This is a genomic window from Mogibacterium timidum ATCC 33093 (assembly GCF_000525775.1).
Lineage (GTDB): Bacteria > Bacillota > Clostridia > Peptostreptococcales > Anaerovoracaceae > Mogibacterium > Mogibacterium timidum.
Window position 1 is genome coordinate 1 of record NZ_JALU01000021.1, and the last position, 20,978, is coordinate 20,978.

21 protein-coding genes and 1 pseudogene are annotated in these 20,978 nt (G+C 42.8%); 16 read left to right on the forward strand and 6 right to left on the reverse strand.

Annotated features, from left to right (window positions below; translation table 11 throughout):
* Window positions 1-209: 209 nt before the first annotated feature.
* The 4 genes from HMPREF0581_RS05795 to HMPREF0581_RS09050 are packed head-to-tail and all read right to left on the reverse strand — an operon-like array spanning window position 210 to window position 2,810.
* The gene (locus HMPREF0581_RS05795) at window positions 210-749 is read right to left on the reverse strand and encodes a 2-oxoacid:acceptor oxidoreductase family protein (RefSeq protein ID WP_009644396.1); all 540 of its coding nucleotides are present in this window, start codon (window positions 747-749) and stop codon (window positions 210-212) included.
* Window positions 746-1,483, reverse strand: a complete 738-nt coding sequence (locus HMPREF0581_RS05800) for a thiamine pyrophosphate-dependent enzyme (RefSeq protein ID WP_009644387.1) — start codon at window positions 1,481-1,483, stop codon at window positions 746-748. Before HMPREF0581_RS05800 ends, HMPREF0581_RS05795 begins: the two co-directional genes overlap by 4 nt.
* The gene (locus HMPREF0581_RS05805) at window positions 1,473-2,573 is read right to left on the reverse strand and encodes a 3-methyl-2-oxobutanoate dehydrogenase subunit VorB (protein WP_009644412.1); all 1,101 of its coding nucleotides are present in this window, start codon (window positions 2,571-2,573) and stop codon (window positions 1,473-1,475) included. Before HMPREF0581_RS05805 ends, HMPREF0581_RS05800 begins: the two co-directional genes overlap by 11 nt.
* A gap of 21 nt (window positions 2,574-2,594) precedes the next feature.
* Window positions 2,595-2,810 carry a 4Fe-4S binding protein gene (locus tag HMPREF0581_RS09050; RefSeq protein ID WP_083844344.1) on the reverse strand — a complete coding sequence of 72 codons (216 nt, stop codon included), beginning with the start codon at window positions 2,808-2,810 and terminating at the stop codon, window positions 2,595-2,597.
* A gap of 231 nt (window positions 2,811-3,041) precedes the next feature.
* Between HMPREF0581_RS09050 and HMPREF0581_RS05810 the strand changes: the two genes are divergently transcribed.
* The 3 genes from HMPREF0581_RS05810 to HMPREF0581_RS05820 are packed head-to-tail and all read left to right on the forward strand — an operon-like array spanning window position 3,042 to window position 7,672.
* Window positions 3,042-4,193 (forward strand): Glu/Leu/Phe/Val dehydrogenase dimerization domain-containing protein, encoded by a 1,152-nt coding sequence (locus HMPREF0581_RS05810; RefSeq protein ID WP_036381318.1) that lies wholly within the window; start codon window positions 3,042-3,044, stop codon window positions 4,191-4,193.
* Between the two features lie 39 nt (window positions 4,194-4,232).
* On the forward strand, window positions 4,233-6,356 hold the full coding sequence (locus tag HMPREF0581_RS05815; protein ID WP_009644445.1) for an acetate--CoA ligase family protein: 2,124 nt from the start codon (window positions 4,233-4,235) through the stop codon (window positions 6,354-6,356).
* A gap of 44 nt (window positions 6,357-6,400) precedes the next feature.
* Window positions 6,401-7,672, forward strand: a complete 1,272-nt coding sequence (locus HMPREF0581_RS05820) for an MFS transporter (RefSeq protein ID WP_009644431.1) — start codon at window positions 6,401-6,403, stop codon at window positions 7,670-7,672.
* A gap of 64 nt (window positions 7,673-7,736) precedes the next feature.
* Here the strand turns inward: HMPREF0581_RS05820 and HMPREF0581_RS05825 are convergent, their stop codons facing one another.
* Window positions 7,737-8,378 (reverse strand): GntR family transcriptional regulator, encoded by a 642-nt coding sequence (locus tag HMPREF0581_RS05825; RefSeq protein WP_051426955.1) that lies wholly within the window; start codon window positions 8,376-8,378, stop codon window positions 7,737-7,739.
* Window positions 8,379-8,587: 209 nt separating this feature from the next.
* On the opposite strand from HMPREF0581_RS05825, the pseudogene HMPREF0581_RS08565 reads away from it, so the two are divergent.
* The 7 genes and pseudogenes from HMPREF0581_RS08565 (at window position 8,588) to HMPREF0581_RS05865 (ending at window position 16,437) form a co-directional block, all read left to right on the forward strand.
* Window positions 8,588-9,287 (forward strand): annotated as a pseudogene (locus HMPREF0581_RS08565) (DUF3114 domain-containing protein).
* Window positions 9,265-9,651: a hypothetical protein gene (locus HMPREF0581_RS05840; protein ID WP_036381324.1), complete on the forward strand. Its 387-nt coding sequence runs from the start codon at window positions 9,265-9,267 to the stop codon at window positions 9,649-9,651. Before HMPREF0581_RS08565 ends, HMPREF0581_RS05840 begins: the two are co-directional and overlap by 23 nt.
* 431 nt (window positions 9,652-10,082) lie before the next feature.
* The gene (locus tag HMPREF0581_RS05845) at window positions 10,083-10,616 is read left to right on the forward strand and encodes a gamma carbonic anhydrase family protein (RefSeq protein WP_051426956.1); all 534 of its coding nucleotides are present in this window, start codon (window positions 10,083-10,085) and stop codon (window positions 10,614-10,616) included.
* Between the two features lie 694 nt (window positions 10,617-11,310).
* Window positions 11,311-11,577: a YdbC family protein gene (locus tag HMPREF0581_RS05850; RefSeq protein ID WP_009644446.1), complete on the forward strand. Its 267-nt coding sequence runs from the start codon at window positions 11,311-11,313 to the stop codon at window positions 11,575-11,577.
* Between the two features lie 22 nt (window positions 11,578-11,599).
* The gene (locus HMPREF0581_RS05855; RefSeq protein WP_036381327.1) at window positions 11,600-14,698 is read left to right on the forward strand and encodes a VaFE repeat-containing surface-anchored protein; all 3,099 of its coding nucleotides are present in this window, start codon (window positions 11,600-11,602) and stop codon (window positions 14,696-14,698) included.
* A 30-nt stretch (window positions 14,699-14,728) separates the two neighbouring features.
* Window positions 14,729-16,081, forward strand: coding sequence for a tRNA (N(6)-L-threonylcarbamoyladenosine(37)-C(2))-methylthiotransferase MtaB (gene mtaB, locus HMPREF0581_RS05860; RefSeq protein WP_036381330.1), 1,353 nt, complete (start codon window positions 14,729-14,731; stop codon window positions 16,079-16,081).
* Window positions 16,082-16,095: 14 nt separating this feature from the next.
* Complete coding sequence (locus tag HMPREF0581_RS05865) at window positions 16,096-16,437, forward strand: histidine triad nucleotide-binding protein (protein WP_036381332.1); 342 nt, start codon at window positions 16,096-16,098, stop codon at window positions 16,435-16,437.
* A gap of 255 nt (window positions 16,438-16,692) precedes the next feature.
* Here HMPREF0581_RS05865 and HMPREF0581_RS05870 read toward each other — a convergent pair whose 3' ends face one another.
* On the reverse strand, window positions 16,693-17,073 hold the full coding sequence (locus HMPREF0581_RS05870) for a desulfoferrodoxin family protein (RefSeq protein WP_036381334.1): 381 nt from the start codon (window positions 17,071-17,073) through the stop codon (window positions 16,693-16,695).
* A gap of 794 nt (window positions 17,074-17,867) precedes the next feature.
* On the opposite strand from HMPREF0581_RS05870, the gene rpsJ reads away from it, so the two are divergent.
* From rpsJ to rpsS, 6 genes are all read left to right on the forward strand, one after another.
* Window positions 17,868-18,179 carry a 30S ribosomal protein S10 gene (rpsJ, locus tag HMPREF0581_RS05875; RefSeq protein WP_009644436.1) on the forward strand — a complete coding sequence of 104 codons (312 nt, stop codon included), beginning with the start codon at window positions 17,868-17,870 and terminating at the stop codon, window positions 18,177-18,179.
* Between the two features lie 80 nt (window positions 18,180-18,259).
* Window positions 18,260-18,895, forward strand: coding sequence for a 50S ribosomal protein L3 (gene rplC, locus HMPREF0581_RS05880; protein ID WP_036381337.1), 636 nt, complete (start codon window positions 18,260-18,262; stop codon window positions 18,893-18,895).
* Between the two features lie 23 nt (window positions 18,896-18,918).
* Entirely contained in the window at window positions 18,919-19,542 is a 624-nt protein-coding gene (gene rplD / locus HMPREF0581_RS05885; RefSeq protein ID WP_009644409.1) for a 50S ribosomal protein L4, read from the forward strand.
* Window positions 19,542-19,832: a 50S ribosomal protein L23 gene (gene rplW / locus HMPREF0581_RS05890; RefSeq protein ID WP_009644401.1), complete on the forward strand. Its 291-nt coding sequence runs from the start codon at window positions 19,542-19,544 to the stop codon at window positions 19,830-19,832. The genes rplD and rplW overlap by 1 nt, the downstream gene beginning before the upstream one ends.
* Window positions 19,833-19,849: 17 nt before the next feature.
* Window positions 19,850-20,683 (forward strand): 50S ribosomal protein L2, encoded by an 834-nt coding sequence (gene rplB / locus HMPREF0581_RS05895; protein ID WP_009644440.1) that lies wholly within the window; start codon window positions 19,850-19,852, stop codon window positions 20,681-20,683.
* A 14-nt stretch (window positions 20,684-20,697) separates the two neighbouring features.
* Window positions 20,698-20,967 carry a 30S ribosomal protein S19 gene (gene rpsS / locus HMPREF0581_RS05900; RefSeq protein WP_009644437.1) on the forward strand — a complete coding sequence of 90 codons (270 nt, stop codon included), beginning with the start codon at window positions 20,698-20,700 and terminating at the stop codon, window positions 20,965-20,967.
* The last annotated feature ends 11 nt before the right edge of the window (window positions 20,968-20,978 follow it).

Here is a 20,978-nt window from a genome sequence, read left to right on the forward strand (position 1 = left end):
CAGAGAAGGCGGAAGAACAGTAGGCTCCGGCGTAGTAACGGAGATCATCGAGTAATCCCGATATAGGAGAAAGACCGCCAAAAGAGTAAAAAGTACGGCTGTCGCACAAAATGTGTGACAGCCGTACTTTTTGTCAGAATATTCTTGCAGTGGAGAGGTGCCCCCTGCATTCGGTATCGGATATATCGGTTAATATGGGAGCGTCAGCTTTAGACAAAATCATACCCCGCTTTTAATGCTGCAGTATTTTTAGCGGTAAAAGCGGACTTCCCTTTATCGCTAAAATATTTAGTCATAGCATCGTTATATGCATCAAAAGATAAAATATGAGTCTTTTTCAACATAGCGCCGATCATTGCTATGTTAGCGCCCTTCGGATTATTAACTTCCGCAGCAAGAGCTTCGGTATCAACCTTTGTTACGTTAATATCCTCTCTATATTCCCTGTCATCAGGAACAAGCGAGGCATTAACAAAAAGATGACCGCCGCATTTGATTTGACCTTCAAACTTTGTAATTGCAGGTTCATTCAAAGTAACAAGTATGTCTATGTTTTTTACATATGGGCTCGCAATTTCACTGTCGCTCGCTTTAACCATGCAGTTGGCTGTTCCCCCTCGCATCTCCGAACCGTAAGACGGGTACCAAGTGATATTTTTACCGCTACGGTGAAAAGCATATGCCATCAGCATACCTGTAGTTAACACGCCCTGACCACCGAAGCCGGAGCAAATTATCTCAATATTCATACTTTTTCACCATCCTTTATAAACTCTCCCAACGGATAAACCCCTTTAACAACATTCTTCATATGATGAATTGCATCTATTGGAGTAACATTCCAGTTTGTAGGACATGGAGATAGGATTTCGATTAATGAAAAGCCTTTGTTATCCATCTGATTTTTAATCCCCTTGGCAATATAGGCTTTGGTTTTTCGTATATCTGAAGGGGTATCAACACTTCCTCTTGCAAGATATGCTATTTTATAGGGCTTAAGAGCCTCGGTAATATCAAATGGAGGACCGCTTCTTTTGATATCCCTGCCTGATGGAGAAGATGTTGTTTTTTGCCCTTCAAGAGTAGTAGGTGCCATTTGTCCTCCAGTCATTCCGAACACCTGGTTGTTCACCACAATTACCGTTATGTTTTCATTCCTTATCGCACTCCACACTGTGTGAGACATACCTATTGAATATGCTGCACCATCGCCGTGATATGCTGTAACCAGGTTTGATTTTCTGGCACGCTTAACCCCGGAAGCTGTAGGAAGAACTCTTCCATGAGCGGCTCCTACGAAATCCGCATTTGTGGAGTACATTAAAAGCGAGCAACAAGCTACGTCTACAACGGTAACTGAATTTTCTTCATAGCCCATCTCTACAATGTTTTCAAATAGCAGACGTCCAATAATGCCATGACCGCAACCCGGGCAAAATGACGTATTTCCCTGCATAATTAAGTCAGGTGCCTTAAGGTTCATAAACTAACACCTCCTCTGCATCATCGTTTAAAATCTTCTTTGCAATATCCTCTGTGACGCTGCTTTCAGGTACATCAACGGAGCTTAAATATGCGTATATCGGCAGTCTCCCTTTTGTTGCCACTACTACATCGGATTTTAACTGTGCTGATATACTCATTTCCACAAGTAATATTCCCTTGCAGTGATCGGATAGATGCTCAAAGGCTTTGGCAGGAAACGGTGTGGCTGTTTTTAATCTAATTAAACCAAGCTTAACGCCGTCTTTACGTGCGGATTGTACAGCCTCTTTACAAATCCTTGAACTGATTCCGTACGCAACGGCTACGATATCGGCATCTTCAACCTGAACTGATTCCCAACGTTGCTCATTTTCAGAAATCAATTTGATTTTATCTGCATAGATTTTTTCGTAGCCATAATAAGCTCCTTCGCAGAAATATGATACGTTAGTGATCTTTTTTCCGACTGTATTATTACTGCAGCCTTTTACAGTCCAATCAAATTTGTCAATATCATGTTCTCTCATTTCAGGGAGAACCACACCCTCCATCATTTGACCTATTGCAGCATCTGATAGAATTAAGACAGGATGTCGATATTTTTCTGCGAGATCATATGCAAGCAGGACGAAATCTACTGTCTCCTGAACAGATGCAGGTGTAAGAGTGATCACTATTGTGTCACCGTGACCATTCCCTTTTGTTGCTAATTCGTAGTCGCTTTGGCTTTGAAAAATATCTCCGAGTCCGCTACCCAGTCTGGCAACATCTACGATAACTGCCGGAAGATCTGCAGCAACCAGATAAGATATTCCTTCCTGGAGCAACGAAAAACCGGGACCTGCAGAGGTTGTCAAAACACGAGCCCCTGTCGCACTCGCTCCATATATCATATTGATTCCGGATAATTCATCTTCTGTCTGTATAAACTCACCTTCAACCTCCAACATACGCCAGGACATGTATTCCAGTATCTCCGTTTGAGGTGTTATAGGATATCCGCTGTAGAACCTGCAACCGGAGCGTATCGCAGCTTCAGCGAGAGCTTCGTTTCCTTTCATAATAACAGAGTTGCCTGTATTGCTCATAAATAATTCACCCTCCACATATCATATTGCTTTTTTAATAACGGTTAGTGCGTAATCAGGGCAAACGACGTAACATGTGCCGCAGCTTACACATTTCTCTTGATTGATTGATATCATCTCGTAACCGTTTTCGTTTGTTTGTCCCGATAAGGAAATCGCTTTTGTAGGACAATTATGGAGACAATACAAACAACCTTTACAACGAGATGAATCATAGTATACTTTTTGTTCAATCATTTAAATCTCCTTTCTCTGTCTTGCAACCAAATATAATTAATACATGTATACATATATTAGGTGTTTTTAGCAAACATGTTAAAAACAAAGGGATACAAGTCGAAATATCATGAATAATAGCGGCTATAAAATTAAAATCAAAGATTTTAATTTATGTTGACTATAGTTTAATGCAAGTATACAATAAAAGCAACCATTAAAGCGTTAATTGTTTGGACAGGAGGAGCAACCATGAAAGAATTAAAACCTTATGTGACTGTTGAATGGAATGATACCGAATCTGATGCTAAAGGATGGTTGTGTGCTTTTAATTTTGTTAACCATTATTGTGGCGGTGGTACGAGAATGCATCCTACCGTGACAAAAGAAGAAGTTGAGAGACTTGCTACTACAATGGGCTATAAGTATAAAGCATGCGAATCTTTGACAACAGGCGGTTGCAAAGGAGGCATTGTATATGATTACAAAAAGCCTGATGCAAAGGATGTACTCAGAAGATATATCCAAGCGATGGCTCCTTATATTAAAGCAGGAGTATCGTTGGGTGGCGATTTGGGTGTTGATTATGCGGATGTTCTGGAGATCTTTGATGATATGGGCATCGGACTTCCGGCTACACAGGAGATGAGAAATAATCCCAAAATCCAACAGGGAATTAAGGATCATGACTATCTGTGCGGTCAGAAATATGACGGTTTTCTGATGTACGATATGATAACCGGATACGGCTGCGCAGCAGGACTTGATGAAGCTTGGAAGGCTATGGGTAACGACAAGCCGGGAAGCGTTGTTGTTCAGGGCTTTGGTTGCGTTGGAGCATCAATGTGCAATTCTCTCGATAAGATGGGGTACAAAATAGTGGGAATTGCGGATGCCAATGGATTGGTTGAATGCCAAAGCGGACTTGATGTCAAAAAACTGATAGCTGGCAGGATGCCAAAGGGAGAACTGAATAAGAACGATTTTGAAGATAACTATATTTGGAGAAAAAACTCAGAGTGGCTTGATGTTGAATGCGATATTTTAGTGCCTGCCGCATTAGAGGATGTGATCAATGAAGACAATGTAGATCAAGTAAAGGCACAGCTTATTGTTGAAGCTGCGAATATTCCGGTGACTGAAGAAGCGGAAAAAATTCTGGAGTCGCGAGGTGTAAATATCGCGGTTGATTTCATAGTTAATCTGGGGGGAATAAGAATTTATGAGGTTTCTGTATTCGGGCTTGTGGAATGCAAACCGGAGCTGATCGTGAAAGACACAGAAGATTTGGTAAGAAAAGATATCAGAATTGTATATGAAAAAGCGAAGGCCGAAGGGAAGACTGCCAGAGAGGTTGCTCGTGAACTTTTCAGACCTGATACTTTTGACACGCCTGATATTTAGGGTTTAAAAGCGTTAAATGCGGTAGACAAGGGGTGTGATATGAGTATCGACAAATTGTTAAGGCCTAAGAGAGTAGCCGTGATAGGTGCAAGTGAACAAGAGGGCTTCGGAGGTGATACCTGTCGAAATATAATAGACATTATGGATAAAGACAGGTATTACTTTGTTAATCCAAACAGAGATCATGTTCTCGGTATAAAGTGCTACCATTCCGTGGAAGAGATTCCAAATAATATAGATTTGGCTGTCATTTGCACACCGATGAGAACAGTGGAAGACATTATTAAAAGCTGTGCAAAAAAAGGTGCGGGAGGCGCTGTAGTATACGCAAGCGGCTACAGCGAAGTAGGAACGGCTGAAGGCAAAAGGGCGGAGGACAGCCTCAAGAAGCTATGCGATGAACTGGACGTTTCTCTTATGGGACCAAATTGTGCTGGCTTTATAAACTATATTGACGAGGTGAGTTCCTTTGCCTTTATTTCAAACAAAAGAGATAGACGTGGGCACGTTGGTTTTATTTCTCAAAGCGGACAATTAGTATTGAGCATGATGGACAGGCCTGGAACCGGTTTTTCTTATGTTATTTCGGCCGGTAACAGTAAACTCGTTACTATGGACGATTATCTTGACTTCCTGGTGGATGATGAGGAAACAAGAGTTATAGCTATGTATTTGGAGGGTGTTAAGAATCCTTATACATTTGTGAAGGCTTTAAAAAAGGCAAGAGTAAAAAATAAACCTGTGGTCATATTAAAAACAGGGAAATCGAGAAAAGCTCAGGAAATCGCGGCATCGCATACCGGAAGTCTGTCGGGAAGCGATAATGTATTTGATGCGCTTTTTGAAAAGTACGGGGTAATCAGAGTTGATGATTTAGAAGAATTAACCTCTACATCTCAGGCCATTGCGTGTTTAAAGGATATGCCGAAGGGACATAAGCTGGCTTCCATCAGTCTTTCCGGCGGAGAGACCGGGATATGTGCCGACTTAGGAGAAATTTACGGTGTAGAATATGCGGATTTATCACAGAAGACAATGGACGATATAAAGGAGATTATTCCGCCTTATGCAGATCCCAACAATCCCCTCGATATAACTGCAACTCTGTCATATGACATTGGAAAGTTTTCCAAAGCACTGGAAATTTTGATGAAAGATCCAGAGGTTGCGATGGTGGCGATTGGTTATACGCTCCTTGATAAGATTGCAGATAACGCTATTTACTATATGTACGAGTCGATGAAAATAGTATCAGGGAATACGTGGACGAAGCCGATGGTCATGGTTCCTTTTGTTGAAATGTCGAGGAATATCGAGTATGTAAATAAGCTGAAGGGGATCCATGTTCCGGTTCTACCGCCTGCCCAGTACGCATTTAAGATAATATCAAATATTTTGAGACTATCGCTCAGGCATCCTCAGGATTATGAATTCATCCCTGACGACGGTTTAAAAAAAGAATGGACGGCATCGGAGGAAAGGATTGCATTGTCCGAGTACGAGAGCAAAAAATATCTTGAAGCAAGGGGAATCAAGCTTGATCTATACGATTTAGCAAAAAGTGAAGATGAATCTGTTGAAATCTTTGACAGGATAAGGCGAATGACCAATAATCCGTCAGCTAAAGTTGCAGTTAAAATTGACAGCAGGGATATTTTGCATAAATCGGATATAGGTGGTGTAATTTTGAATCTTGATACTGGAGAAGCCGTCAGGCATGCGTATAGAACTGTTCTTGACAGAGCTGAGCGGGAATGCCCGGAAGCTGTGATCAACGGTGTTCAAGTCGTCCTGATGGCAGAACCGGGGGTTGAAATGATCATAGGAGTCAATAACGATAAGAGCTTTGGACCGACAATTCTGTGTGGGCTCGGCGGCATATTTGTCGAGCTGTTTAAGGATGTTTCTCTGTCTATCGCTCCTCTTTCAAGAAAAGAGGCAGAAAACATGCTATATAAACTTAAGTCTTTTAAATTACTTGATGGATATAGAGGGGCTCCTAAATGCAACATCGACGATATGATCGACGTTTTAATTAAGATTGCAGATCTTGCCTTCAGAGAGAGAGAGAGTTTGTTAGAGCTTGATATTAATCCTGTGTTTGTAAGAGAAGATGGCATAACTATTGCAGATGCATTGGTTGTGTGTAGAGGAATTCGCTGAAAGATAAAAGATATAAGTCGCAGAAGGAGGACATAGCGGTAGCTATGTATGATGCTATGAACACGAATAATAGTAGAGCACAAAAATATTTGAGTATAATGGCACTGGGATTTGCGGGAGGAAGTATTTATTTAATTCCATTTATAAGGTATGTTTTTTATACATGGCAAGCCGATGCCATGATGATTACGAATCAACAATTAGGGATTCTGAGCACGATGTACGCTATAGGTAATACCCTTCTTTACATACCCGGTGGAATTGTATCGGACAAGTTTTCTACAAAGAAATGTTTGTTGTTCTCGCTTATGTCGACAACAGTACTGACATTTATGTTTGCCATGAGGGTTAATTCTTATTCGTTGGCTTTGGTCATTTGGTTGTTATTCGCATTTACTACTACCTTTCTTTTTTGGTGCGCTTTGATGAAAACGATACGCATGTTAGGCAGTGAAAGTGAGCAGGGCTTTCTGTTCGGACTGTATTATATGGGTAACGGACTTTCGGGCGCACTGATTAACACGATTGCTCTAAAGTTCACATCGGAAGGAGCAAGTGCTGTAAGTAATTTTAAAGTGGGAGTATATGTGTATGGAGCTTCCACATTGGTTGCATTTATCTTGATATTCTTTTTCGTAAAGGATACGAGAGGGAGCGAAGAAGCGGAAGATGAAAAATTCAGATTCAATCAGGTTGGAGCCTTATTGAGAAATCCGGCGTTATGGTTGTTTTCAGCCATCGTATTTACCGGGTATGCGCTGTTTTCATCTGCAAGTTATTTGACCCCGTATTTAACTGATGTAGTTGGACTTTCACCTACGCAGTCCGGTTATTTATCCATTGTTCGTTCATATATTTTCTATATTTTTTCACCTATTAGCGGCATTATAGCGGATAAAGTCTTCAAATCTACAAGCAAATGGTTTATGTTGTTGTACGTGATATTAACCTTGCTATATATAGGAATTATTTTGATTCCATCTTCTGTAAGTTCAGGTTTCATAGGCTTATATTCTTTGCTTCCGGGACTGTTCGGATTGGCGTTATATGGCATAATATTTTCAGTTGCCAGCGAAGCAAAAATACCGGTTGCATTAATGGGAACGGCAGTGGGAATTGTATCAATCGTAGGTTACTCATCGGACTTCTTTGCGCCGGCTTTATTCGGAAGATGGATTGACAATGCTGAGAAAGCGGGGAGCTTGACGCTGGGATATAATAAAATATTTATATTCTTAGCGATATGTTGTATTGTAGGATTAGTTGCTTCCGCATTGATATTCAGAAATACCAAAAGAAAAGCGAAAGAATGCTAATTGATATCAAAGGGTGTCTTGAAATTGGTTTTTAGACACCCTTTTGCGATTTGCGTAGCACCCGCTAAATCATGTCGGTATGTGCTGCATCCCAATGATTTTTCACCAGAAAATTTCTTAATTCCATCGTTTTCTTTTGTTTGATCAGACTTAATATCTCTCTATGCTGTGCGTTTAATTCTCTCAATACCGAAAACAGTTTATCACCCTCGGTTGAATGATAAAGATAAGTTGGAATACTTGATTTAACATATTCTAATATTTTGATCAGTGCATAATTATCGCATTTGTTTACATAGACATTGTGGAAAGCCTCTTGATGAGAGTTGTAGCTTTCGAATTTTCTATATTTTATGTCAATATCCATCAGATCAATATATTCGTTCATAAGAAGATAATCCTCTTCTTTTAAATTATCCAGAGAAAGCATAGCTGCATTTGCATCAAGTATTGCAATTACATAGTATGTGTCCAGTTTAGTTTTTATATCAAACTCCCTAACTTTATACCCTTTTTGAGGGACCTTGTCGAGCAGGTGACTTGCCGAAAGATGAATTAATGCTTCTCTTACAGGTGTTCTGCTTACATTGAGTTCTTCACATATTTTCGATTCTGAAATTATAGTATTCTCATCATATACGCAATTTCTTATTCTGGTAAGAATTTCATTCTCTATATACTCTTTTGTGGAAATCAAAGTATTCACTCTAGTTTTCCTCATAATAAAATAAATTTCCTATACATCTACGCACACATTCTAGCATATCTTTGTGTCTAAATCAATTTATACAATTCACAATTCGTTTCTTTATTAAAGAATGTGTAAGATCCTTTGTTAATATCAATAAATAGAAGTATGTGGTAAAATCATAGATAAATCAGCTTAGGGCAGTGGCAGGAAAGATATCCAAAGCCATGAGTTCTGATGATAAATTCTGGCGCAGCCTGGCAGGGACTGTAGAAACTGCCTTTTATCCGAGCGGGATGAAAGGCAACTTAGGCAAGCAGATTCATCTGTTCAGGTACATAATATCTTATCAGCAAGCAAAGTATATAGTGGATAACTACAAGGGCCGAACAGATGAAGAAAAGCTGATCAACTATAATAGTAAAAGAAAAAATCTGGAACTGGACAGCAGAAGAATCTGCAAGACTGCATCAAAAAGCGTACTACGATTCTGAAAAAGGAAAATTTATTTATCCAGAGGGTCACAGCACCACAAATGGAGGAATAAACCTCAAAGTTGTAACAAATGATAGATTTCGTTCTGAGTTTATCATTAATGGCGATGGGAAATTTCTCACTCTTTTGGACGAAGATGCTACACAGGATGGCAAGGTCAACTGCTCAAGTTTCAATTATGCACGTCATAATGATGATGTTCATAAGATTCTTGATGTTGAACCGTCAACCCCTAGCTTTGAACCTCAGTTTAGAGAGGAATCTCGTTATCAGCATGATAAAAATGGAAATAGAATAAAAGATAGTGATGGTAAAGAAACGAAGTTTGAGGTCTCAAAAGAGGTTAGTAAACAATATTATAATATAGATTGGGAGAAACGTGTAATTAACTTTGAAGCGAGGTGTAGTCATGGTAAGACTAACAGAACATAAAAAAGCAATTGTCGTTTGTATAATCCTGATTTTTATAATTACCACTATGGTGGACGTTATGTTACCAAAAAGAACTACTGAAATAAAGAAAAACACTGTATATATGAGTGGTGTGTATCTAGAATATCCTGACAAAGATGATCCAAGATATTACCTTGAGTTTAAAGATGACAATACATATGTATTAATGTACGATGATAGCAGACGTCGTGAAGAGAATTATAATGAAGACGGTGATGGTAGCCATCCTCGTATATGGATATACTTTGGCAAATATGAGGTAAAGAACAATAATTATCTTATTAAACCAACAGAAAGTGGGATGGTAGGATTTAAAGATACTGCTAATGTAAAAAAATTATAATTAACAGTTATGGCTGCAGAAATTATAAAAATGATAAGAGTATAAAAGGAAGAATCATATTTAAAACCAAGAAAGGGCATTATATATTGGGGGTGCCAAATGATAGCAGATCATCGTATAGAAGAGATACGCCTTATTCCATGCTCTACAATAAATCCGACATAAAGAAACTCCCTAGCTCCGTAGAAGAGTTCCGAAAGCAGTTCAAAATGGATAAGAAAGCAGAACAGGACCTCTTAAAGCGGCAAAGTAGCTAACATATTTATTATGGGAAGTTTGGCAGAAAGTTTCATATACTATGAGCTTTCTGTTCAAATTTAGGACTGACGAGCGTAAGGAAAGTCTCGAGATGCTTGAGAGGGGCTGGGAACTCGAGAGCAGCTTCGGTGACGGGCGATAATCTTAGATGATTGGAAAGAGGGCTATGTAATATGGATAATAAGGAAATAAAAAAACTGGGACTCTACGATGACAGTGTGTTTATCGCAGATGGCGTTCAAATAAGCGATCCGGAGGATATAAAACTCGGTGAGAATGTAAATATCTGGTATAATTCCGTTCTTCGCTCTAGCGGTAAGGAGATTGTGATCGGTGCGAGAACCAACATTCAGGACGGCTCTGTTGTTCACGTCTCGAATACCGGCGGGACCTGCATCGGCCATGACGTTACAGTCGGACACATGGCACTTATCCATGGATGTACAATTGGCAACTCAACACTTATAGGAATGGGAGCAATAATCATGAACGACGCTCACATTGGCAGCGAATGTATCATCGGTGCTGGATCGCTTGTGACGCAGGGGATGGTAATTCCTGATGGGATGCTTGCTGTGGGACGTCCTGCAAAGGTGATAAGAGAGCTTACCGGAGAGGAGCGTGCAAGCCTTCCGGGTGAAGCAGCCTCTTACGTCGAAGCAGCGAGCGCAGAGCAAAGCAATGCCCGCGAGCGCGAGATCAGGTAAGACAGGAAGTCTTCAATCGCGGCTGCGGAAGGTGCGACATTATCGCTGTTAAAAATCGGTTGAAAGCTACCTGCAGGAATCCACAACTTTACCATGAAAATAAAGTTGTGTCACTCACACCGTCCCGACTTTCCGAAAACCATCGCGATTTTCGTGCAAATCTCGCCACAATATACCGGTGTGCAGGTAGAGAAAATCTACACCTCAATACGCAAAAAAAGACTCCTATGTGTCATTCGGAACAAAAAATGTGCGTTTCATGACATGAGCAAACCTTTTCCAGCACACTTATGCTACTATCAAAACGTAATAAGTGTGTTAAATATAAATATCGCCATAAGGCGCTGAGGACCTCGCTCTGTGCAGAGGCCCTTTTAATTTTTTGATTTGAATCTGATATTTCGGTAAGAAAATTTTAAGAAGTGCAGCTACAAACAGATATAATAAAATGGTTTATCTGTACATAACCCTGCACTCTTTATAAAGCGAGTCCGGTTTAAAACCGTACCATTTAATCAATAAAATTCAACCGTAATTTCGCGAATTTTTTGCATCATAATTTCTTCACTAATAGTGCGCGCATCGTCATAAAAGGTGCATTTCTTGCATTGTTGAGCAACCGATAGAGTCATATAATTTGCCTACAAATAAGTGAGGTGCAGCTGCACCGTGTATAAATGGAAGGAGTTTTAGAATGGCAACTAATAGTGAAAGAAGTGTAACGTACAAGATTTTGGATCACATCGGAGTGCTCGCAACCTACAAAAACAATTGGAGCAAGGAACTCAACCTTATCCAATGGAATGACCGAAGTCCCAAGTTTGATATTCGCGACTGGGATGCCGAGCACGAGCATATGAGCAGAGGTATTACTTTACATGAAGATGAAGCGAGGGAGTTATCCAAGCTCCTTGGGGCGCGTTTTGAAGATATGGCACCGGTCAACAGTGAAGGTAACTAGGTTTTCAGACTTGAGGTGCGCAATGAATATCAGAAGATTATATAGATGTATTACATTCATGCTGTGTCTGGTTCTATTGCTCGGCACATCGCGAGTATTTGCACTTAATTCCGGAGCGGCTCCGGACGGAAGTGTAAATATCATTCCGCCTGACGCTACTGCTCGACTGCAGGTCAAATTGACGAATGCCGGGTCAAGGTTGTCGATAACAAAGGTTGGAAGCAAGATCAGTTCCGATTTGGACGCCGGCGGAACCTTCATCAAGAACGCGCGTCCGGGCGAGGAGTTTCAGATCAGTTACAGCAATGAAGCTGGTACAGGATTTAATATGACAGCAGAGGGTGAGTCCGCGGGCGCTAATGTGTATGGTGATCTTGATATGGCAGGAAGCTCTGCGACAAGCTTTAGGAGCAACAAACAGGAAGGACGCATAAATATACGTCTTACCGGCGGAGATGCGAGCTTCGTGATTAAGACTTATAGAAGCGAAGCTGACCAAGGTACAGCTGGAAGATCCGCAGTTGGCGATAGCGCAGGAGGACAAAAGGCTGAATCCAATATTGTTCTAACAGGTGAGTTTGACGGTACTAAGGGTAGAAGAGGTTCAGTTCACAACACCGCAAGCCTCGATTCGATTCCCGAAGCATTCTCGTATGATAGAATCAGCACTCGCATTACTATGAATGTAAAAAGGATGGCTGCGCCGGCCAGTGCAGAGCATGAATATACCAGCGGCACGGTGACATGGCACAAACAGTACAAGGACAACCACCACAATCATGCAAGTATATTTAAGCTCAACATAGGCGGTGTTATCCATGATGCAGCTTGTGCCGATGGCAAGAACTGGAAGACAGCCGAGACGGGACAGGCGGTATCATTGGCGAGGAAGGATGCCGGTACACTGTTTGCCAAGATTGCATACCTGGCAAGCATCGATACCTGGCAGAAGAGCAATTACAACGAACTTGACTATTATTTTGCTCTTGTCTGCGCAGCTAGAAGAGCTAACGGCAGGATCGCTCACGAGAGAGCCTTCTCCAAGCCTTTGACCGACAGGATGATGCGTGACGCTCAGAACTATTCGGGGACAATTCCTGATAACTTTAGAACGTATCTGGCATCCCCGACTAATGGCGCTCAAATGATGCTCGCATGGGGGCTCAGACCTTATGGAAAAATTGAGGTCATCAAGGCAGTTGGCAATAACGTCAGGATTACCGGCGAATGCGCAGGAGCATATTCACTCGCAGGAGCAGTCTATACAGTATATGATGAAGCCGGCAACGTTGTGGGAACTTTGACGACGGACCAAAATGGCAAGACAGGGTCGATAGATGTAAAGCCGGGGAAGTATACCGTCAAGGAGACAACGGCTCCGGTTGGATACGAACTGGATCACACAGTATATTCGGTTGAAAGCAAGGCTGATACGACCAGTATCGTCAAGTCGTATGACACACCGGTATTCGCCCCGGTCAAGATTTTCCTCGAGAAGAAATCCGGTGGTGACAGTTATATGAACCCCGGAGACATGACAGGCGCAGAGTTTGAGGTGAAATACTACGACACCATTGGCAAGCTGGACAATGTAAAAGCAATTCGCACTTGGAAGCTAAGAACGGGCAAGGATGCTTCCGGCAAATACGTCGCTGAGCTTAGAGCTAAGAATCTGGTAAAGGGCAGCGACGAGCTGTTCGTGACCGAGCAGGGAGATGCCGTAATTCCTAGGGGCACCGTCACAATTCGTGAGACAAAAGCTCCTGCAGGATATCTGCTTGACAAGACCGTTTATACCAAGAAAATTGATGGAGACGGAACAGGTTCAGTTGTATATTTCAACTCAGGTGTTCCATCGTCTCATGTTAACAATCCTGCTATACCTAAGATTGGCACCAGGGCTATAGATGTGGCAACTAAGGATTCGGTGGCTATGTACGGTCCGGAGACAACTATTCGCGACATAGTAAGCTTTACAGGGCTGTATGAAGGTGAGACATATACCGTTGAAGGCATCGTAATGGATAAGAGTACGGGAAAGCCGTTGGAGCAAAACGGTAAGAAGATCACTGCCGGCAGAGAATTTACAGCAACTGCACAGAACTCTAACATAGAGAACGGCATCGCCTCAGGTCATGTTGAAGTAGAATTCAAACTCGATACGACCAAGTTGGGCGGCAAGAATATTGTAATATTTGAAACGCTAAAATACAGAGGCAAGGAAATCGCAAACCATCGTGATTTACAGGATAGTAATCAGACGCTGCATCATCCCGCAGTCAAGACAGAGGCGCATTCCGCGGACTCCGGGGATAATACGGGCTCCCCGAGCAAGGAGGAGCTGGTAGTTGATAAGGTTAAATATTCTAATCTGGTTGTGGGTAAGAGATACAAAGTGTCCGGCGTACTTATGGATAAGGATCGCAAGAAGCCTATTCTGAACAAGGATGGAAATGAAATAACATCCGAAAAGGAGTTTTTGGCAGAGCATCCGAGCGGCGAAATAGAGCTGGAGTTCCGGTATGATTCAAGGCTGCGTCAAGATAAGACGACAGTGGTATTTGAAACTTTGCTTCATGAGAATGTTCCTGTGGCTGTTCATGCAGATATTAACGACGAAAGCCAATCTGTGCGTTATCCGCGCGTGGGCACTCAACTGACGGGGAAAGACGGAGTCAAACTGGTAGGTAAGTCAAAATTCGCGTCGCTGATAGATTCGATTAAGTACGAGAACTTGATAAGAGGGCGCAGTTATACAGCGCGAGGGGTGTTAATTGACAAATCAACCGGGAAGCCATATGAAGAGGATGGCAAGGCAGTGACAGGAAGTACGACATTTACGAGTGAAGGAACTTCGACGGTTCTGGTGGAATTTAAGCTAAACACATCCAAGCTAGCTGGCAGAGAGCTTGTGGCATTTGAAAGAGTGTACGATGACAAGGGACAGCTGATAGCTGCTCACGAGGATGTCAATAACCGCGACCAGACAATCATAGTAGCTCCACCTACAATCCCTAGAACCGGTGATGAAGCCTCACTATTCGCATATATAGTAATATTGATTACCGCATTCCTGACACTGGCTTCGTTGACCGCTATAAGGAGGTGTGTTAGACTTTAACCCATCATTTGTAAAGGACGGTTAAAGTACATGAAAATTGCTTTTCATACGCTTGGATGCAAGGTCAACCAGTATGAAACAGAGGCGATGAAGGAGGAATTCTCCTCTCACGGAGCGGAGATTGTTGGGGAGGACGAGGTTGCAGATGCCTACATTATCAACACATGCACTGTAACGAGTGTAGCTGACAGCAAGTCTAGAAAATATATAAGGAGAATGAAGAAGCTTAGTCCGGATTCTCTCATGGTCGTAACAGGCTGTTACGCACAGACTGCCGGTGAAGAGCTTAAGGCGATGCCTGATGTCGATATGGTGATTGGCAACAATCTTAAATCTACTATCTGCGACGAAGTAATATATCAACTAACACTGCGTGATGCGGGTAAGGGATTTGTAAAGGAGAGCAAAGTTTTACCGTTCGGCGAGCTTGTTGGATATGAGGAATATGGCATAGTCGTATCAAGTGAATCGCAGATGCAGAGAGCCTATATCAAGATTGAGGAAGGCTGTAACCGCTTCTGTGCTTACTGCAAGATTCCATACGCAAGGGGAACAGTTAGAAGCAGAGGCCTTGAAGAGATCATCATAGAAGCAAAGGCACTCGTAGGAAGAGGCTACAAGGAACTGGTGCTGACTGGAATCAATACAGCTCTATATGGATGCGAAGAAGGCTTCAAATTTGATAGACGTGCAGATGAGGTATGTCTTACAGGAATAGAAGCCGTGCTGAAGAGGCTTGATGAGCTGGACGGAGATTTTAGGGTAAGACTGAGTTCACTGGAGCCTAACGTCGTAGATAAAGAGCATATAGAGCGAATCGTTAAATACAAGAGGCTTTGCAGGCATCTTCATTTATCGATACAGAGCGGAAGTGACAAAGTCCTCAAGGCGATGAAACGCAGATACACAAGAGCAGAATATCTCGACATTGTTGACGAGCTGCGCTCATTCGACCCTATGTTTGGGATCACAACAGATATAATTGTTGGATTCCCGGGAGAAAGTGAGGCTGATTTTAATGATACGCTGGATCTGATTAAGCGTGTGAAGTTCGGCAAGGTGCACGCATTCAAATTCTCGCCTAGAAAGGGTACAGAGGCTGCTGCGTATAAGGAAACGGTGACGCCGACAGAGAAGACTGCCCGTATCAATAAGCTGATTGAAGAAGCTGAGAGCGTAGCTTGTGAATATCAGTCACGTAATTTCGGAACAGTACAGAGAGTTCTTGTTGAAACTTTTGAAGAAGATTATGCGACAGGATATACATCAAACTACATAAAGGTGTATATTAGAGACGGGGAGCGCAAGCTGGCCGCGGGCGAATTCGCAGAGGTTAGACTGGTCGCCATCTACAAAGAAGGCTGCTTGGCAGAAGTGGTCTAGAAAGGAGGAGTCGTATGGAAGATTGCATTTTCTGTAAGCTTGCAAATGGAGAAATTCCTACAGATGTGGTTTACGAAGATGACCTGATCGCGGTTTTCCGTGATGCTGCTCCGGAGGCACCTGTACACGTACTTATGGTTCCTAAGAAGCATATAGCATCTCTAAATGATTTAACGGCCGATGACATGAGGCTGATGGGACACATGATGCTCAAAATCAAGGAGATAGCAGTTCGGGAAGGGCTGGATAATGGCTACAGAACCGTTATCAATACAGGAGAGGATGGTCAGCAGACTGTGCAGCATCTGCATATCCATATTCTGGGCCGCAGAAAGATGACTTGGCCGCCGGGCTAAGCCAATCTATGCTCTGTAAAGCGGGTGCATATGCACTGCGAAGTGAGGATAAATGAGCGGAAGGCGTGGCCTTCCGCTCATTTTACACACATTTACACACAATTGCTATAAGTTAGGGACTGCGGGGATATCGCTGCCCGCTGTCTTGCAGTATTTCACCGGCAATATTGTCCTAATGTGTTGATGTGTTGCTGATTGATTCATTAACCCGGCATCAGGACAGCATCGGCTTTGCGATACTCGCGACAAATGTTGCTAATTTAGTTCATTAAACCAGAATCCATGCAGGTTGCAGTACTCATACGCCGCAACGACCTTTTCACCATCCTGAACAGCAAATGTAGCAACAGGTGCTCCGTCGGACTTGAGGCTCTTCCTTTGGAAACCGAGATTTGTCTCCAGGATTATAAACTGAATGTGATGCTCTTCCGTCATTGGATGAAGTGTGCTTCCTACGGTAACAGTAACTAGGTTGCCATTGCATTCAACTACAGGAACATGCTTCTCATTTGCCATCTCGGCGGTCTTAGGCACTAACTCGTCCATCTCTTCTCCGCAACATACCAGTGTGCCGCCACCATCGTATACCTTGCCTACGATGTTTCCACAGCGGTTGCATTTGTATAGCTTCTTCATTTTGTTAATACTCCTCTCAAAAATACTGAATACTCAATATCTTTCAAGTGGATTGTATCATATCCAAGCTGCGGTAGTCATCGACAAAAATATAAATACGGAAATATACAAAAATACACAAGCGTGTATGCCCTGCCTTGTGAGATGCAGCTGCGAAATAATGTAAAAGTTGCGAATATGCGAATAATTATAAAAACAGGTGTTTTGTTGTCACTGCTGTGAATAGCAAAATGATTTAAAAATAGTGATTTAACTCGAAAAAGTCATAACTATTACGCTGAAATTCCGGAGAAGGCCGAGGAAATATCAAACAAAAATATGCATTTTTTTTAAAACATAGCGAAAAGCCTCAGGTATCTATAATCGATCAATTAACGGAAACCGGTGGAAAATCGTTAGATTTATACAAAAAACATAAAAAAATAACCGGATTTTGATGAAAACTCAACAGTGAAGAAACGCACGAAAGAGTGTTAGAGCGATAGTCCTTGAACCGCTTGAAAACACTACACTCAGTTTCGCAAAAAAGTGTAAAAAAGCCTTGCATTGCAAAACTCACCAATGTATAATCTAAAAGCTTGTTTAAGGCGATGAAGCAGGAAGTTGCTGAGCTATCAGGTAATTTCTGCGGAGAATTGTCCTCGCGGGACGAGGGCGAGGGGGTTCGCCATTTTTAATTTGTGTAAACCTCGAGGAAACGCACGAAAGAGTGTAAGGAGCGAGGCGCAGCGAATAAAAACGGGCGGAGTCCTGTACAAGCATAGCGAAAACAGTACAAACAGGAGGAACTACTAATGAGCGAATTACAGAAAATCAGAATCAGACTGAAGGCTTATGACCATGCTCTATTGGACAAGTCGGCAGCAAAGATTGTTGAGACTGCGGAGAGAACAGGCGCTACAGTATCAGGCCCTATTCCGCTTCCCACTGAGAAGGAAGTCGTGACAATCATCAGAGCTGTCCACAAGTACAAGGACAGCAGAGAGCAGTTTGAGCAGAGAACTCACAAGCGTCTAATCGACATTACAAATGCTTCGACAAAGACAACCGACGCTCTTGCTAAGCTCGATATGCCGGCAGGCATTGACATCGAAATCAAGCTCTAAGCTAGATTTTAGAAAGATCGCATGAGAGGGCAATAGGGCCAAACCAGGGCGATCCGCTGTAAGACACTAGGAGGAGAATTATGAAAACACTTTTGGGCAAGAAGGTCGGCATGACACAGATCTTCAATGAGGACGGCGCTGTTGTACCAGTTACCGTAATCGAAGCCGGACCTGAAATAGTAACACAGGTCAAGACAGTCGAGACTGACGGCTACAACGCTGTACAGGTCGGCTACGAGGAGCAGAAGCCGCAGAGACTCAACAAGCCGATGACTGGGCATTTTGAGAAGGGCGGCACAACCCCTAAAAAGTACCTCGCTGAGTTCAGAGTTGAAGACGGAGAAACTTACGAGGTAGGACAGGAAATCACAGTTGCTGATTTCGAAGAAGGAATGAAGCTTGACGTTACAGGTGTTTCCAAAGGTAAGGGAACACAGGGTAACATCAAGAGACACGGACACCGCAGAGGACCTATGACTCACGGCTCCAAGCATAAGAGACTTGCAGGTGCTCTTGCTGCCGGTACATATCCATCAAGAGTCTTCAAGGGCAACAAAGCTCCGGGAAGAATGGGTAGAGATACCGTTACAGTACAGAACATCGTTCTCGTAAAGGTTATCGCTGATCGCAACCTACTTCTCGTTAAGGGTGCTGTTCCCGGCAAGAAGGGCGGACTCCTTAAGGTCAAGGGAGCGGTTAAAGGACAGAATAAATAAAAGGCAGAAAGGAGGAATCACTAATGGCAAAAGTAACAATGCTTAACATGGCCGGTGCTGAGGTGGGCGAAATTACATTGAACGATGAGATCTTTGGAATTGAGCCTAATGAATTCGCAGTACAGACTGTAATCAAGAATTACTTGGCAAACCAGAGACAGGGAACCCAATCTGCCAAGACAAGAAGTGAAGTAAGAGGAGGCGGACGCAAGCCTTTCAGACAGAAGGGAACAGGTCGCCATAGACAGGGAAGCACAACAGATCCTACACAGGTAGGCGGTGGAATTGTCTTCGCACCAAAGCCAAGGGATTACAGATATTCAGTCCCTAAGAAAGTAAAGAGACTTGCTCTTAAGTCCGTGCTCTCGGCAAAGGTTGCTGACAATGAGATCATCGTGCTCGATGAGCTGAAGTTTGACGAGCCTAAGACCAAGGAGATGGTCAAGGTTCTTGATAACATCAAGGCTGACAAGAAGACCCTCATAGTTATGGATGAGAAGGACGAGAACGTTGTCAGATCTGCTTCTAACATTCAGGGTGTGAGAACTGCACTTGTAGGCACAATGAATGTATATGAGATCATCAATCATTACAGCCTCGTGCTCACTAAGGCAGCAGCTGAGAGAATTGAGGAGGTATACGCATAATGAAGAACGGTTACGACGTAATACTTAAGCCTATCATCACCGAGCAGAGCATGGACATGTCGGCTGACAAGAAATATGTTTTCAGGGTTGCTGATACAGCTAATAAGACCGAGGTTAGGCAGGCTGTCGAAGATATCTTCGGAGTTGAGGTGGCTAAGGTAAATATCATGAACGTTAATGGTAAGGTTAAGAGAATGGGAAGAACAGTAGGAAGAACGGCTTCTTATAAGAAGGCAATCGTTACTCTGGCTAAGGACAGCAAAGAGATCGAGATCTTCCGGGGACTGTAAGATAGGAGGAGTAAATAATGGGAATTAAGAAATACAATCCAACCACTCCTGGTCTGAGAGGCATGACTGTTTCGACTTTTGAGGAGATTACAGTTAGCAAGCCGGAAAAATCCCTTACAAAGACTCTGAAGAAGCATTCAGGAAGAAACGTAAGAGGCAAGATCACCGTAAGACATAGAGGTGGCGGATACAGACCTAAGTACAGAATTATCGATTTTAAGAGAAATAAAGACGGAATTCCGGCAACAGTTAAGACTATCGAGTACGACCCAAACAGATCTGCAAACATTGCACTTCTGGTTTATGCAGATGGCGAGAAGAGATACATCATCGCTCCTAACAAGCTAAGCGTTGGAGATGTAATAGTTTCCGGCCCGGATTCGGATATCAAGGTAGGAAATGCTCTGCCAATTGCGAACATCCCGGTAGGTACTATCCTCCATAATATCGAGCTGAAGCCCGGAAAGGGTGCTCAGCTTGTAAGATCAGCCGGGAACGGAGCTCAGCTCATGGCTAAGGAAGGCAACTACGCTCAGGTGAGGCTACCGTCCGGCGAGGTCAGAATGGTAAGAATCAACTGCAGGGCTACAATCGGAGAGGTCGGCAACATCGAGCACGCTAATATCCAGATTGGTAAGGCCGGCAGAAAGAGACACATGGGTTGGAGACCTACAGTAAGAGGTTCTGTAATGAACCCTAACGATCACCCACACGGCGGTGGTGAAGGTAGAGCACCTGTTGGACGTAAGAGCCCGGTTACACCTTGGGGCAAGCCAACACTTGGTTACAAGACGCGTAACAAGCACAAGGATTCCAACAAGTACATCGTTAGAAGAAGAAATGCTAAATAAGAAAGGAGCATATAATGGGAAGATCGCTTAAAAAAGGCCCTTTCGTCGAAAAGAAACTCCTTAAGAGAATCGAAGCGATGAACGAGTCAAATGAAAAAAGTGTAATCAAGACATGGTCGAGACCATCGACGATTTTTCCTCAGATGGTTGGACATACGATCGCCGTTCACGACGGCCGCAAGCATGTTCCTGTATACATCACAGAAGATATGGTAGGTCACAGACTTGGAGAATTCGCTCCAACCAGAACTTACAAGGGTCACGCCGGTGACAAGGCTAAATAAAGAAAGGAGAA